At 41.3% G+C, this 13,835-nt stretch carries 18 protein-coding genes and 1 tRNA gene; all 19 read right to left on the reverse strand.

The window, feature by feature from the left end; all coding sequences use genetic code 11:
- Nucleotides 1–46 precede the first annotated feature (46 nt).
- Nucleotides 47–646, reverse strand: a complete 600-nt coding sequence (locus RCH62_RS07480; protein ID WP_306474936.1) for a response regulator transcription factor — start codon at nt 644–646, stop codon at nt 47–49.
- 1 nt (nt 647) lies between these two features.
- On the reverse strand, nt 648–1,745 hold the full coding sequence (locus tag RCH62_RS07485) for a sensor histidine kinase (protein WP_306474937.1): 1,098 nt from the start codon (nt 1,743–1,745) through the stop codon (nt 648–650).
- A complete protein-coding gene (locus RCH62_RS07490; protein WP_306474938.1) occupies nt 1,742–2,482 on the reverse strand; it encodes an ABC transporter permease in 741 nt (246 codons plus the stop codon). Before RCH62_RS07490 ends, RCH62_RS07485 begins: the two co-directional genes overlap by 4 nt.
- Nucleotides 2,451–3,368 carry an ABC transporter ATP-binding protein gene (locus tag RCH62_RS07495; RefSeq protein WP_306474939.1) on the reverse strand — a complete coding sequence of 306 codons (918 nt, stop codon included), beginning with the start codon at nt 3,366–3,368 and terminating at the stop codon, nt 2,451–2,453. Before RCH62_RS07495 ends, RCH62_RS07490 begins: the two co-directional genes overlap by 32 nt.
- The gene (locus tag RCH62_RS07500) at nt 3,355–3,552 is read right to left on the reverse strand and encodes a hypothetical protein (RefSeq protein WP_306474940.1); all 198 of its coding nucleotides are present in this window, start codon (nt 3,550–3,552) and stop codon (nt 3,355–3,357) included. The genes RCH62_RS07495 and RCH62_RS07500 overlap by 14 nt, the downstream gene beginning before the upstream one ends.
- Nucleotides 3,549–3,740 (reverse strand): hypothetical protein, encoded by a 192-nt coding sequence (locus RCH62_RS07505; protein ID WP_306474941.1) that lies wholly within the window; start codon nt 3,738–3,740, stop codon nt 3,549–3,551. The genes RCH62_RS07500 and RCH62_RS07505 overlap by 4 nt, the downstream gene beginning before the upstream one ends.
- Nucleotides 3,741–3,867: 127 nt before the next feature.
- Nucleotides 3,868–4,437 carry an SP0191 family lipoprotein gene (locus tag RCH62_RS07510; protein ID WP_154854537.1) on the reverse strand — a complete coding sequence of 190 codons (570 nt, stop codon included), beginning with the start codon at nt 4,435–4,437 and terminating at the stop codon, nt 3,868–3,870.
- A 161-nt stretch (nt 4,438–4,598) separates the two neighbouring features.
- The gene (locus RCH62_RS07515; protein WP_048691480.1) at nt 4,599–6,263 is read right to left on the reverse strand and encodes a DAK2 domain-containing protein; all 1,665 of its coding nucleotides are present in this window, start codon (nt 6,261–6,263) and stop codon (nt 4,599–4,601) included.
- Nucleotides 6,264–6,265: 2 nt separating this feature from the next.
- Nucleotides 6,266–6,631, reverse strand: coding sequence for an Asp23/Gls24 family envelope stress response protein (locus RCH62_RS07520; RefSeq protein ID WP_006594986.1), 366 nt, complete (start codon nt 6,629–6,631; stop codon nt 6,266–6,268).
- A 142-nt stretch (nt 6,632–6,773) separates the two neighbouring features.
- Nucleotides 6,774–6,962, reverse strand: coding sequence for a 50S ribosomal protein L28 (gene rpmB, locus RCH62_RS07525; protein WP_001140948.1), 189 nt, complete (start codon nt 6,960–6,962; stop codon nt 6,774–6,776).
- A gap of 118 nt (nt 6,963–7,080) precedes the next feature.
- The gene (locus RCH62_RS07530) at nt 7,081–7,776 is read right to left on the reverse strand and encodes a hypothetical protein (protein ID WP_123159971.1); all 696 of its coding nucleotides are present in this window, start codon (nt 7,774–7,776) and stop codon (nt 7,081–7,083) included.
- Between the two features lie 4 nt (nt 7,777–7,780).
- Complete coding sequence (locus tag RCH62_RS07535) at nt 7,781–8,227, reverse strand: LytTR family DNA-binding domain-containing protein (RefSeq protein WP_306474942.1); 447 nt, start codon at nt 8,225–8,227, stop codon at nt 7,781–7,783.
- 177 nt (nt 8,228–8,404) lie between these two features.
- A complete protein-coding gene (locus tag RCH62_RS07540) occupies nt 8,405–8,716 on the reverse strand; it encodes a hypothetical protein (protein WP_306474943.1) in 312 nt (103 codons plus the stop codon).
- 327 nt (nt 8,717–9,043) lie between these two features.
- Nucleotides 9,044–9,116, reverse strand: a tRNA-Thr gene (locus RCH62_RS07545).
- Between the two features lie 46 nt (nt 9,117–9,162).
- Nucleotides 9,163–9,624: a GNAT family N-acetyltransferase gene (locus tag RCH62_RS07550; protein ID WP_306474948.1), complete on the reverse strand. Its 462-nt coding sequence runs from the start codon at nt 9,622–9,624 to the stop codon at nt 9,163–9,165.
- Between the two features lie 38 nt (nt 9,625–9,662).
- Complete coding sequence (locus RCH62_RS07555) at nt 9,663–10,448, reverse strand: ABC transporter permease (protein WP_306474944.1); 786 nt, start codon at nt 10,446–10,448, stop codon at nt 9,663–9,665.
- A 1-nt stretch (nt 10,449) separates the two neighbouring features.
- Nucleotides 10,450–11,268, reverse strand: coding sequence for an ABC-2 family transporter protein (locus tag RCH62_RS07560; protein ID WP_306474945.1), 819 nt, complete (start codon nt 11,266–11,268; stop codon nt 10,450–10,452).
- Nucleotide 11,269: 1 nt separating this feature from the next.
- Nucleotides 11,270–12,262, reverse strand: coding sequence for an ATP-binding cassette domain-containing protein (locus tag RCH62_RS07565; protein WP_306474946.1), 993 nt, complete (start codon nt 12,260–12,262; stop codon nt 11,270–11,272).
- A 359-nt stretch (nt 12,263–12,621) separates the two neighbouring features.
- Nucleotides 12,622–13,554, reverse strand: coding sequence for an alpha/beta fold hydrolase (locus tag RCH62_RS07570; protein ID WP_306474947.1), 933 nt, complete (start codon nt 13,552–13,554; stop codon nt 12,622–12,624).
- Between the last annotated feature and the right edge of the window lie 281 nt (nt 13,555–13,835).

Here is a 13,835-nt window from a genome sequence, read left to right on the forward strand (position 1 = left end):
CGAATTCTAACGAATTACCGATTTCTGTCCCACTCTCTTTTCTTCCTTATAACCATCCCTTTTCTTGGGCAATCTTTGCTGCCTCAGTCCGATTCTCTGCATCCAACTTGGTCAGGATGGCTGACATATAATTGCGGATGGTCCCGTTAGAGAGAAATAATCGATCAGCAATTTCTTGGTTAGAAGCTCCCTTTGCAACTTCCTTTAGGACCGCTTGCTCCTGAGAGCTCAGAGGATTGGGATGAGTTAGGATTCCCTCCATTAATTCAGGAGAATATTCTTTTTGCCCTGCCAAAACCGTATGCAGGGTCGCCATCAAATCCGTTATGCGACGTTCTTTTAAGACATAAGCATCGACTCCAGCCTTAAGGGCCCGCTCAAAATAGCCTGGTCGCTTAAAGGTGGTAACGATGACGATCTTGAGCTGGTGTTGGTTGCTCTTGGCCCATTCCAAGACTTCTAATCCTGTTTTGATAGGCATCTCGATATCTAAGATGGCAATATCGACTGGATGGGTTTCAAGTAAGCGAATAGCTTCTTGCCCATCTCCAGCTTGCAAAACTTCTTCCACATCCTCTTGCAGGAGCAAGAGCTGGCAGAGAGCATCGCGCAACATACTTTGGTCTTCAGCAACTAATAAGCGCATCTTATTTCCTTTCTTGATAGAGGATCCGTATTTCTATGCGGGTTGGCTTGTGACGATGACTGATCTCTAGCTCTCCTCCCAATAAGGCAAGCCGTTCGCGGATCGAGTGCAGGTCCTTGTCGGAGACTTTGGCAAAGCCGATGCCATTGTCTTCTACGACCATTTCCACCCCTGCTTCGGTGGAGCGATAAGAGAGAAGGGACTGCGTCGCTTTGGCATGTTTGATCATATTGGTGGCTAATTCCAGAGACACCATAGCCAGAGCTGACTCTAGGATTGGCGAGATACTAGCTGTATCGAGCTCGTTTTGAATCTCCACTTTGACTTGCGCCACTTCTAACATTTGCTTGACGGTTTCTAGCTCTCTTGCCAGGGTTCGCTGCTTCAAGTTCTCTACAATCTCTCGGACTTGGTGCATGGACTCTTGGCTGATGGCTTGAATCTCTTGCACCTGCTCCTGCGCCTTCTCAACCTGTCCTAATGCTAAGAATTGATCGGCCAGATCTGCCTTGACACTAAGCATGGCAAAGGTATGTCCCAAACTATCATGCAAATCACGGCCAATCCGATGGCGTTCGTTTTCTGCCAGCAAGAGATTAATCTGAGCATTTTGCTTGGCATGGTCAGCTTTCAACTCTTCCATCATCCGAATCCGGACCATACCGTAGGTCATAGCATGGGTAAAGAAAAAAATGATGATTAGAAATACCCATTCATACTCCATCGCACTCTGTTTGAAAAAGATGACCCCAAAAAGCAGAAATTGTGACAGAAAAACTGTCCAAAGATAGGGAGAGCGCAAATTGCGTATTTCAAAGCGATAGACCAACAAGTTGCTGATGAAGTAATAAAACCAAAAATAGTTGGGATTAATATAAAGAGTATTTCCTGCTACATAAGCTAGAAGATAAAACCAACAAACCCAGATCAGCTTTTTGTTTTCTGTCATCAAAATCTCTAAATAGGAGGCAATAAACAAGAGAGCTAAAAAGAAGTGCCAGTAGGGAACCTCCCCTAATAAAATAGAGATAAATGGAAAGCCCATAAAAACTAGGCTAGCGTAAAACATATAATGGATACGCTTGAGTTTTTCAATCATGCACGAACCTCAGAATGACGACGATAGACGATGACAAGAGTAAACAAGACCAGGGTAAACAAGGTTAAATAGAGACTAGCAAAGACATTCACCTGCCCCTTGTTTAAAAAGGTCTTGATCAGTTCCATCAATTGATAGGTTGGCAGGCATTTGCCAATAGCTTGCATCCATTCTGGAAAGAGGCTAATCGGCATCCAAAGGCCACCCATGACAGCCAGCCCCATGTAAAGGAGATTACCCACAACAGACATCAATTGACTAGAAGGAAGCAGGGTCAAAACCAGACCGAGAGCCACAAACGCTAGGCTTCCTAGGATGAGAATAAAGGCCGACAAAATCCAATCTTGCAGGGACATATTCACATGCCGCACCACATGACCCACGGTAAAGACGACCCCAATGGATAGGAGAAAGTCTACAAAGAGACCCGCAACCTTTATTAGATAATATTCTACCATAGATACCGGAGTATGGCGCAAGACTTTTTGCCAATTATTGAGTCGATCGGTTTCAAGAACTGTTGGAAAGGAAAATAGAGCCGTAGACATCATGGAAAAAGCCGTCATGGAGAGGAGATAATCCCTCATAAAGTGAGCGGGCGCACCTGGTGTGTCCTGGTACATCCCTGAAAAGAAGAGATAAAAGGCCGTGGGCATCCCTATTGATAATAAATAATAAATGGCTTGGCGTCTGGTCAAATGCCACTCAACCACGCCGAGAGCTTTCATGCGTTTCATCTTCTCTACCTACTTCCTTTGTATTTTCAAAAATAGAATCCAATAAACTTCGATTGGTCACTTCGATCTCTTGGATCGAACAGCCTTCTTCTTGCAATCGAGTCCACAAACGATTGGCATCGCCTGTCACAACTTGGAGGGCATCAGGTTTGACCGTCACTTGACCAATTCCGTCCATCCCTGCCACTAGAGCTTGGTATCGCAAAGGCAGGGTAAAATGTTTTTCTACCTCTTCACTTCTCATAGCTAGTGGCGTCGTATCTCGAAGCAAACGTCCCTGGTGTAAGACCAGGATCCGGTCAGCTGTATGCTCTACTTCCTCAATGTAATGGGAAGAATAGACAATAGTGACGCCTTGTTCCTTTAAATCCCCGACAATCTCCCAAAAGCGTTGGCGAGTGGACGTATCCATGGCAGCCGTTGGCTCATCCAAAAACAGGAGACTGGGACGACCAATCAAGGTCAGGACAAAGGATAGGAGACGTTTTTGCCCACCAGACAGTTTACTGGCCAATTGTTTCTTTTGTTCTAGACTAAAACGCAATAGCTCATCGATTTCATAGACCGTTAAGGGTTGGGGATAAATGGAGCGAAAGAAACTAATTAGTTCCTGCACGGTTAACTTTTGCACGATAGCATTCTCTTGAGGGAGATAAGAGATACTAGTCTTCAATTGAGGATGACCAGGAGCCTTCCCCTCTATTTCAATGATCCCAGAAGTCGCCTTCCTATCTCCTAGGAGGCAATTCATCAAGGTCGTCTTCCCTGCTCCGTTAGGCCCAATCAAGGCCAAACAGTCTCCCCGTTCAACCCTGAAAGAAAGATCTTCTAGAATCTCCTTTCCTTTGATGCTTTTGTTCAAGTTCTCAACTCTAATGACACTCATGAGACTCTCCTTTCAACCAAATCTGGCCAGCTGGAATGATGACATAGACGACCAAGGTCACTCCCCAAACCGTTTGGAAAAACCAGCTAGGAAAATGGGCAGAAAACCATCCCGTCATAACCTCTGTTGCCCATAGGAGCAAACACAGAGCAGCTACCAACCCAATTTCAAGTTTCTTTTTCATTGCTCCATCTCCTTTTTAACAGCCTTGACCATTTTTAGCCCTTCTTGGACTGCCCAGCTCACGATGCCAATCCCCGCAAATAATTCCCAAGGGAAATGGTAATAGAGGCTATCATCCTTTGAAAAGATCAAATAGACGACCATCCCAACCACTGTTAACGTAAACACTTTATAGAACCATTGTTTCATTTTTCCTTACCTCTTACTTTCTGACTTTATTATAGCGAAAGGAATAACAGGCCACTAGATGATTTTGTCACTGGCTCACATGACAAATGTCATGGAAAATAAAAAAAGGCCGGACAAGAGTCCGAGCCTATGGTGCTGGGGTTTCTTCTTTGAAACCATGGAGTTTTAATCCTGTGAAAACGGTCGATGCCTTGATGTCTTTCAGGTCACCGATACCAAGATCCTTAAAGTAAGATAGATCTTTAACCTTGTCCCAATCAATAGTTTCCATATCAACAGAGACCGTTGAGGCTAATTTTTTCTCTGGAGTGACCTTATATTCGATACTGAAGCCAGCTGTGTCTTTCAGAGCCTTGTATTCTGAATCTGACTGCAAACCTTCATTGATAATTTTTGTCATCTCTTCAGGACTTAGATTAGCTGAGTTAGTGGCAATTTTTTCTGGTAGGGCCGATAAAACATCTAACTTTAATTTCTGAACCTTATCACCTTTTGTTGTGATGGTGTAACGATGTTGATTGCCATTGATTTCAGCAGTGAGAACCTTAGTTTCTTCCTTTGCCTCACTTGTAACAGTTTCACTTTTTTCTATCGAAGTAGTGGTTGAGCTTTTTGATGTTTCTGTGGACTGAGACTTAGTAGCACAACCCGTCATCACAAAAAGCAAAGCTCCTAAAAAGCAGATTACCTTTTTCATTTGCTTTTTTCTCCTATTTCCATTTTTCTAAAGTATAACATATCAAATAAAAATTGTCTAAAAACACCTATCTAATCGCTTTCATAAAGCTTTTTTTATCAAAAAAAGGGCCAAAAAATCATTTTTTGACTCTTTTTCCTGCTATTTTTGAAATTTTTTGATTATTCAACGCTAAACAAATATGGGTAAACTGGTTGATTTCCTTGATGAATTTCGACTTCGACGTCCTCATATTTAGCCATCAAGTTTTGAGCCAAGTCATTGGCTACTTCTTCTTTACCATCTTCACCGATATAAATCGTGACAATTTCACTATCTTCGTCCAACATCTTGTCAAAGGTTGCTGTCAAGGTTTCCATCATATCTGGATTGGAAACGACGATCTTACCATCAACCATTCCAAGATTGTCGTTTTCATGGATTTCAAGACCATCAATAGTGGTATCACGAACGGCTGTTGTCACACTACCTGAAACAACATCTTCCAATGAAGCGCTCATGCGTTCGTAGTTTTCTTCGATCGACTTGCTCTCATCAAAGGCAAGAAGACTGGTCAATCCTTGAGGGATGGTCTTCGTCTCTACAACTGCTGCTGGTTGCTCAATGACTTCTGCTGCAGATTGAGCCGCCATCAAGATGTTCTTGTTGTTTGGCAAGATAATGATGTTGCGCGCATTCAACTCTTCAACAGCTTTGACAAAGTCTTCTGTTGAAGGGTTCATGGTTTGACCACCAGAGATGATGTAATCCACTCCTTGCGCTTTGAAGATATCCGCTAAACCGTCACCCGCAACGACTGCAATAATCGCATATTCTTTTGCTTCAGCTGGCTTCGCTTGACGTTCTTCTTTTTCAACTTGTGCTTCGTGCTGGTTGCGCATGTTGTCAACTTTTACTTTGACCAAGCTACCATATTTCAATCCTTCTTGCATAACAAGACCTGGATCTTCAGTATGGACGTGGACTTTGACGATTTCATCATCATTAACGACTAGTAGAGAATCCCCAAGATTGTTCAAATAGTTACGGAATTCGTCGTAGTCAAAGTCTTTGACATAGGTTGGGCCTTGTTTCAAAGCGACCATGATCTCTGTACAGTAACCAAAGGTGATATCTTCAGTTGCCACATGACCCGCTACGGACTTGTGGTGCTCTGCGTTGATCATTTCTGACATAGTTGCTGGAGTCGCCACAAATTCTTCAGAAGCGATGAATTCTCCTGTCAAAGCTGATAAGAACCCTTCATAGATGAAGACCAAACCTTGGCCACCAGAGTCCACCACACCGACTTCCTTCAATACTGGAAGCATATCTGGTGTTTTGGCAAGGGCTGTTTTAGCTCCTTCAAGGGCTGCACGCATGACTTCTACTGCATCATTGGTTGATTCTGCTTTTTTCTTAGCACCGATAGCAGCACCACGAGAAACGGTCAAGATGGTCCCTTCAACTGGCTTCATAACCGCTTTATAGGCTACTTCAACCCCTGCTTGGAAGGCTGCCGCAAGGGCTGCTCCATCCAATTCATCCTTGTCTTTGACGCTTTGAGAAAATCCGCGGAACAATTGAGAAGTAATCACTCCTGAGTTTCCACGCGCTCCCATCAAAAGCCCCTTCGCAAAGATATTTGCTGCTTCACCAACAGTTGAAGCAGAGCGATCGGCTACTTCTTTTGCACCATTTTCAATGGTCATCCCCATGTTGGTTCCAGTATCACCATCTGGTACAGGAAAAACGTTCAATGAATTGACATACTCGGCTTGTTTATTTAAGCGAGTAGCCCCTGCTTGGACCATTTCTTGAAATAAACTAGTTGTAATTTTAGACACGATTATTCTCCCACAATTTTAATGTTTTGGATATAGACGTTGACTGTATCCGTTGTGATTCCAAGTTGATTTTCTAAACTGAATTTGACACGCTCTTGAATATTTTTTGAGACTTCGCTAATCTTTGTACCATAGCTCAAAACAGTGTAAACATCAACCGCAATACTTCCTGCTTCCGCTGTTTTCACAACGACACCCTTAGAGTAGTTTTCCTTACCTAAGAGAGCTTGGAAATTATCTTTAATCGCGTTTTTGCTGGCCATTCCAACCACTCCAAAAATTTCAGTGGCTGCACCGCCTACAACAGTTGCGATGACATCATCAGTCAATTCAATTTGACCATCTTTTGTATTGATTTTTACTGTCATAATTTCTACCTCAAAAGTATTTTATATTCTATTTTACCATAAAAGAGATCAGCTGTAAAAGGGTAGGGATTATTCTTCTCCCGCTGTGACAGCTGTCTCTAGAGAAAAAGAAAAGAACCTCTATGAGGTTCTATATTCTTTATTAAACGCGTTCTACTTTACCAGATTTCAATGCACGAGCTGAAGCCCAAACTTTTTTAGGTTTACCATCGATAAGGACAGTTACTTTTTGAAGGTTTGGTTTTACGGCACGTTTGGTTTGGTTCATCGCGTGTGAACGGTTGTTTCCTGATACAGTCTTACGACCAGTAAAATAACATACTTTAGCCATTCTGTTTTGCCTCCTATTAGATCTAATATTACGGATGTGCTAGCACCACATACCGTACTATATTACCAAAAAAACTTTCTCTTGGCAAGACCTTTGAATAAGTTTTTCTTAGATCGGCTTATGAAAAGTTATTCTCACCTACATAGATGATTTCTAGATTCCCCAGTGAGACCTCTCCGACGATGTAAAAGTCTTTGCTGGTTAAATTGCTAGGATTTTCCTGGTGTTGGATAGCTGACAGAGAACTTTCTACATTGACATGAACCCGCCAGTCGCTCGGGACATAGAGACTCAAACTTCCAAGGGAGACATCCACCGCAAACTGGGCTGACGGCCCTTCGATCCGGCAATTGTCAAAATAGATAGAAGCTTCTCCCAAGCTCACATCCGCACTTCCACCTGTAAAATTCTGGTCATTCAAATACTTGGTCACTGTAGAAAAGGAGACATCAATGTCATTGCCAGCAGTTTGAGAAGATGTTCCTGCTGAGTAGGAGTTCCAAGTAGCTTTTGCTTTTTTGGAAGGCTTAAAGAGAATATTGAGACCAATCACCGCTAAAATAGAAGAAAAGATGACCACCGAATTGGATACTGGAAGAAAATGGTATTGGCCGTTAAGGGAGAAGAGGGCCAAAATCCCATATAGGAAGCCCCAACCAAAGTGGCGCTTCAAGAAACTAGAGAGGGAAAGGACTGCGAGCAAGACAACCCAAGCCAGCGTCCAGATACTGATCTCCCATTTTACAAAATAGCCTTGTAAGAGCACCAAGGCTGCTAGGAGGATTAAGAAAATCCCAATTAATTTATTTTTCATTTTGTTACCTCATTTCCTTTAACCGTTCTTTTAAGAGTTGATAATAGTGTCGGGACACGTGTACCTGCTTATGGGTTTGATAAAAGTTTACTGTACTGGTTCCCGAAAAAGATTTTTCAATGGAATAAATCTGCTTGGTATTAACGATGGTCGACTTGGAGATGCGACAGAAAGCAATCGGCAAGATTTCTTCCAATTCGTAGAGTTTTTGACGGACCTCATATGCCTCTTCTCTGGTACGCCCATAGATCTTTTCACCATCTGTTTCAAAGAAGAGAATTTCTGACACATCTACAAAGTACTCGCTTCGATCCTTGTAAAAGGTCAAGGGCGTCATTTTTTGCTCCAAGATCAACTGTTGCAAGCGGGCGACTTCCTCCGTCAATCGAGGAGCCCGAATGATCATTTCTGGCTCATCCATCTGCGGATCTAATTCGATACGAACTTTCATAGGACTCCTTTCTTAACCTTTGTTAGTAACATTATAACAGGTGTTCGAAATCTTACAAGACCTTTTCGGTAAGTGGTTCTTTTCAGCCCCTAAGTGGTTCTTTCAGACAGCTAAAAAGGACTCGGTCTGAAGAAATCTCTTCATATCAAGCCCCTGAAGCGAATAAAATTGGAAGCATTATTTTTCTTTTGGTGCGTCTGGAAAGAGAAAACCAAGACCAAGACAAGCCAAGACACCCGCAGTAATCACGACCCCATTTGAAATCGGAAGAAGGTTATAGATGGCATTGGCAATGATAAAACCAATGATGGCACAAATCAAGCTGGACTTGTAGTCTTTCTTGAGTGCGTTTTCAAGCGTAAAGAAAGCAAACAAGACAACTGGAACCAAGGGCCAAAGATTGGCATCTATTTTCGGATAACCAATGATACTAAAGGTGATGACGGCGAGAGCTGCAAGGATAAATCCAAAACCAATTAATTTTTTCATGATACTACCTCTTTTTATAATGTTATCAGAAGACTGGCTTCTTTTGATAATCCTACTATAACAAACAGAAGCAAGGGTGACAAGGAAATTTGGATAAGCGGTCAAATTATCGGACTATCTGGTTACATGAACATCCATGAGCTAGACGGTATAAATGTTTTTTTATATAGATCCTATACTTCATGAAACCATTCAAGTCCATGACGATTGAGAAAAGCAAAGATGAGTTTGAAAATTTTTATAATCATTTGGTACAAATTTTGGTACAAAAAGTGATTCGACATCAAAAAAAGCCCGTCACAAGGGGCTTTTTCTTATATAGTTTAATGCCGAATGCAGGGATCGAACCTGTGACCTACGCGTTACGAGTGCGTTGCTCTACCAACTGAGCTAAATCGGCGATTACCTTCTTAGTATAGCACTCTGATAGCGGATGTCAAGCACTTTTAGTTGATCTTTTTAATCAGAATCTGACATGGATTCTGTGGATCCCATAGTTGCGGAAAAATCTCTAATTTTTTAAAACCAAGACTGCGATAAAAGACATTTGTTCGGTCATAATCTTTATTTGAACCTTCTGCGACTGTTTTGACCTGTAGGTAGTCCACTTGTTTGACTGCTTCTCTTTCTATAGTCGTAATTAATTCCCTTCCAATTCCTTGACCTTGGAATGATTTTTTCACGCCTAGACAGTCAATTTCAGCACAATCTTCACTCGAATATGATAAACTTATAAACCCTACTACATCACTTTCTTGATAAGCAGCCCAAACTCGTAAATCCTTAGCTCCTTCAATGTAGGCTTGCGTGCTTTCTGGTATTCCAAACCATTCTGGCAAATCCTTTAAAACCTCAGCGACAACTGCCATTTTTTGCTTTTCATCCTTAACTTCTTTAATAACAAGCATCATAAGTTCCTTTCTTGATTTTAGTCTTACTTTAGCTCTTACGAACCTGCACTTTCGTATGCATCTAATCCCCTATCCCAGAGTTTCAGAGAGATGCAAAAGAAGATAATAGAAATCAGAAGCAAACCACCAATATTAAAGAGTCCATCCTTGCCCTGCAAGAAATAGCTGGCAGGATAGTAGGCCGTAAAGGCGAAAGGTACAATAAAGCTAATTAACCAACGAAGGAGCGAATTGTAAATGGAAATCGGGTACTTGGCAAAATCATTAAACATATAGAAAATGTAAATCATGGCACCTGACTGCTTGGTCCAAAAAGCGATGCTGGCTGTAGCAATTTTCAAGGAAGTATAAATCAAGGTCGCAAAAGGAATACAAACTAGAAAAATCAGGAATTTTGGAAGAGTCCAAGCAATGCTAGTCGCCGTTGTCGCTAGTAAAATTCCACCGACCAAAAGTTCACCCAAGGCATCAATCTGAAAGGTCTCAACGAGGATGTGAAAGAGAGGATTGATAGGACGAGTCAGATACTTGTCAAACTCCCCTTTTCGAACTAGTCGTTGACCTAAAGCCCAGAGATTGTCAAAAAAGAGATGATCTAGTCCCTTTGGAATTAAGGAAAATCCATAGATAAAGGCAATTTCTTGAAAAGTCCAACCTTCTAGGGAGGGAATGTGTTGAAAGATGACATTGAGAAACAAGATGTTCAGGCCTTGAGTCAGAAAGACTCCCAACACACCAACCACAAAATCTACCTTGTATTCCATGATTTGCTTGATGTACTGTCTGATAAAAATCAGATGCATGCGTTGATATTTTTTCATACTAACCTCCCTGAATGGTGATAAATGACTGGACTCGTTTCCAAATCAACTGAGACAAGCCCACCATCACTATAAGCCAGAAAAACTGAAGCAAAAGTGCTTGAAGAATCTGACTGCTATCGTATTTCCCAACGATAATCATGACAGGAGTGTAAATCAAGGATGAAAATGGCAATAAAGAGAGAATATCTGAAACCACCTTTGGAAAAAACGTCAAGGGAATCAAACTGCCAGACATAAAGGCCACTATTGAAGTCTTGAGTAGATTGGAACCCCATAAATTTTTAAACACAAAGGCTGAAAATCCAAAGCAGATATTAAAGAAAAAGTTAATCAGATAAGCCAGGGTTAAGCTAAAGAGATAAAGGATGGTTAATCCCAGTACTTCTACAACCCCTTGCCCAGACAAGATTTTCATCAAAACAATGACACTTAAAAATGGCAGTCCAACAGAGATAAAAATCAACCACTTGGAACCAAGCTCCGTAAAGAGGTAAGAAGCCGCAAAATGCACTGGTCGCAACAAGCGCATGATAATGGAACCATCCTTGACCTCATCACCAATCATAAAGGAAGAATCCGACCTAGTCAAAAGATTGGTCACAAAACTCATGATGATGTAGAGGGTGATATCTGCCATACTGAAGCCCTGAATCAAAGGCTCCTGGGAGGAATCAAAGACAGCCTTCCATAGATAAAAAGCCACAAAAGCACCCATGACATCGCCAATCCGATAGAGAATAAAGTTGACTCGATAGCTAATCAACTCCTGAATCCCTGCATTGATAAAGGGTTTATAACGTCTCCACAATTTGACCATCTTAGAGCTCCTTTCGGTAGAAGCGACGGATAATATCCTCAATATCTGTATCCAGCATCTTCAAATCACGGACTTCAAAATCAGATAAGGTTTGCTTGATAATATCGGCCGACTGGTAGCAGGAACTATCGAATTCAATAGTCAGGTTATTTCCCTGTCTATCAATGGACATATCAGGTAAGCCTTCATAATGAGAGACAAGATGACCTTGACCTGGCGTCAGATCGAAGGAGAGAGTCTTCATCTTGCCAAAGGTTTCCTTGAGCTGGCTAACCGTCCCATCAAAAATCTCTTGCCCCTTATCAATCATAAAAATCCGATCACAGAGTTGCTCAATATCGCTCAAGTCGTGAGTGGTCAAAAGAATAGTTGTCTCTTCCTCCTGATTAATCTGAGTAATGGCCCGACGAATGTTGTCCTTGACCGACACATCCAAACCAATAGTCGGTTCATCTAAAAAGAGAACTTTGGGATTGTGAAGCAAGGAAGCCGCAATATCCGCCCGCATCCGTTGACCTAGTGAAAGAGTCCGCACAGGATCTTTGATAAATTCCTTCAAATCCAAAACTTCATTCAAAAAGTCCATGCGCTTATGGAAAAGCGAGTCTGGTACATCATAGATCTCTTTCAAGACCGTGTAGGTCTCTTGCAGTGCCAAATCCCACCATAGCTGGGTACGTTGTCCGAAAACGACTCCAATATCCTTGACATAATCTTGGCGATTATCCTGGGGAATCTTGCCGTTAATCCGACAAAAGCCAGATGTGGGCTTCAAAATTCCTGTCAGCATTTTGATGGTGGTTGACTTCCCAGCACCATTTGCCCCGATAAATCCTAAAATCTGCCCTTTTGGAACTTCAAAAGTTAAATCCTTGACCGCTTCAAAGGTCTGCTTTTCAGGATGAATAAAGGAGCGCAAAGCTCCCTTTAACCCCGGCTCCTTAACTGTCTTCACAAAATTTTTCTGAAGATGTTGCACTTCTATCATTGCCATATCTATCTACCTATCGTAAGAAACAACATTGTATTTTTGACTACAAATATTCTAAATCCTTACTTTCTACACTTTCTCAATATTATTACAGAAGGCTTTATACCAACCTATTATAATCTAATAAAAATAGGAATGCAAGCGTTTGCTTGTTGATTATGGAATTAGAGATTTCTCTCTTAAAATGAAACTTTTAATCAAAAATTCTGTTAAATAGTTTCCTTAAGACACCAAAAAACCTGCCCTTAGGGGCAGGCTTATTGTTAAGAAAAAGAATTTTTTTAATCGAGAAAATTAACGATTCTACTGTTAATCCTTCAGCATTTAATTATTATCATCAGTCTCAATGGATTTTTAAGCCCTCAATTATTCTCTAAAAATTCTTTAATACGAGAAACAATAGCATCGCTTTGATAATGATAGAGGTCGTGAGGCGCATCCATATAGTCGACTTGAACATTAGACTGGTCGCTTGCAAATCTCTCTGCATAACGTTGCCACTCTGATTGGCTAAAGGTCGTGCCTTCACCGTTAGAAACCAGGAGTAAGGCTGGAATTTTCGGATTAATGCTAGATGGAACTTTCTTGGCATTTTCCTTTGCCAAACGGGATTCATGAAGCATGGCTTGTGACATCAACTGCTTATATGCTAGTAATTTATATTGTTGTCGTTCAGTTTCAGTCAGAGTTGGATTTTTTATATAAAAGGACTCAGGGAAATAGCGTAATAAGCCAATCTTACTGCTCCAATAAGCCACAGTAAGCAAGGCCTGATTATCCTTTAAATCCTCATAACTTGCTGGTAATGCCCAATCCAGACCAACCAAGGCTTTCACTTCATTAGGATATTTTTCTTGCCAAGCAAGGCTCTCAAGGCTAGCCATTGAATGAGAAACAATCACATAAAGCCCCGAAACTTCGGCTTGAGACAAAGCTTGACGGGTCTCAGAAAGAACCGTCATCACATCTCTTGATTGATCACTATCTTCACTAAAACCATATCCCGCTCGCTCTACGACGGCTACTTTGTATTTTTTGGATAGGGAATCTGTTAGATTCTTAAAGTCTAATATAGGTGAAGCAATACCTGCACCTGAAAGTAACACGATTGTTTCAGACCCTTCTCCAGTAATCGAGACATTCATTTGATGGCCATTGACCGTAACCTGCTTACCTATGGGCGTGAGTAGCTCCCTTTCTCTTTGCAAACTGACTTGGTGAAACATAAATGTAGCACCTAAAAAGAGGATAAGAAAGCCACAAAGGATCCAACTCCACTGTTTAAATTTTTTCATAGCGTTATTGTACAAGTTTTAGAGTATTTTAGCAATATGACTTAGATATTTTTGTTGCAATAATAAAAGAGATAAATAATCACCTCCAATACCAACAAAAAAGGCTTATCCTTGCGGATAAACCTCTGGTTAATAACGTTTCAAGCAAGATTAAGCTTTGTATTCTGAATATAGTTGATTCACTCGCCATACTTCCATTACATTGTAAATCTCTATATTATCGTATGACCTGGTTTGGAAAGTATGAATTTCAGTTGGACTAAAAACAGCGTAATATCAAG

Source organism: Streptococcus sp. (assembly GCF_030825805.1).
Lineage (GTDB): Bacteria > Bacillota > Bacilli > Lactobacillales > Streptococcaceae > Streptococcus.

Bases quoted from the DNA above. Each gene is read 5' to 3' on its own strand.
- RCH62_RS07480 (WP_306474936.1), bottom strand. From the start codon at position 646: ATGCGCTTATTAGTTGCTGAAGACCAAAGTATGTTGCGCGATGCTCTC.
- RCH62_RS07485 (WP_306474937.1), bottom strand. From the start codon at position 1,745: ATGATTGAAAAACTCAAGCGTATCCATTATATGTTTTACGCTAGCCTA.
- RCH62_RS07490 (WP_306474938.1), bottom strand. From the start codon at position 2,482: ATGAAACGCATGAAAGCTCTCGGCGTGGTTGAGTGGCATTTGACCAGA.
- RCH62_RS07495 (WP_306474939.1), bottom strand. From the start codon at position 3,368: ATGAGTGTCATTAGAGTTGAGAACTTGAACAAAAGCATCAAAGGAAAG.
- RCH62_RS07500 (WP_306474940.1), bottom strand. From the start codon at position 3,552: ATGAAAAAGAAACTTGAAATTGGGTTGGTAGCTGCTCTGTGTTTGCTC.
- RCH62_RS07505 (WP_306474941.1), bottom strand. From the start codon at position 3,740: ATGAAACAATGGTTCTATAAAGTGTTTACGTTAACAGTGGTTGGGATG.
- RCH62_RS07510 (WP_154854537.1), bottom strand. From the start codon at position 4,437: ATGAAAAAGGTAATCTGCTTTTTAGGAGCTTTGCTTTTTGTGATGACG.
- RCH62_RS07520 (WP_006594986.1), bottom strand. From the start codon at position 6,631: ATGACAGTAAAAATCAATACAAAAGATGGTCAAATTGAATTGACTGAT.
- rpmB (WP_001140948.1), bottom strand. From the start codon at position 6,962: ATGGCTAAAGTATGTTATTTTACTGGTCGTAAGACTGTATCAGGAAAC.
- RCH62_RS07530 (WP_123159971.1), bottom strand. From the start codon at position 7,776: ATGAAAAATAAATTAATTGGGATTTTCTTAATCCTCCTAGCAGCCTTG.
- RCH62_RS07535 (WP_306474942.1), bottom strand. From the start codon at position 8,227: ATGAAAGTTCGTATCGAATTAGATCCGCAGATGGATGAGCCAGAAATG.
- RCH62_RS07540 (WP_306474943.1), bottom strand. From the start codon at position 8,716: ATGAAAAAATTAATTGGTTTTGGATTTATCCTTGCAGCTCTCGCCGTC.
- RCH62_RS07550 (WP_306474948.1), bottom strand. From the start codon at position 9,624: ATGCTTGTTATTAAAGAAGTTAAGGATGAAAAGCAAAAAATGGCAGTT.
- RCH62_RS07555 (WP_306474944.1), bottom strand. From the start codon at position 10,448: ATGAAAAAATATCAACGCATGCATCTGATTTTTATCAGACAGTACATC.
- RCH62_RS07560 (WP_306474945.1), bottom strand. From the start codon at position 11,268: ATGGTCAAATTGTGGAGACGTTATAAACCCTTTATCAATGCAGGGATT.
- RCH62_RS07565 (WP_306474946.1), bottom strand. From the start codon at position 12,262: ATGGCAATGATAGAAGTGCAACATCTTCAGAAAAATTTTGTGAAGACA.
- RCH62_RS07570 (WP_306474947.1), bottom strand. From the start codon at position 13,554: ATGAAAAAATTTAAACAGTGGAGTTGGATCCTTTGTGGCTTTCTTATC.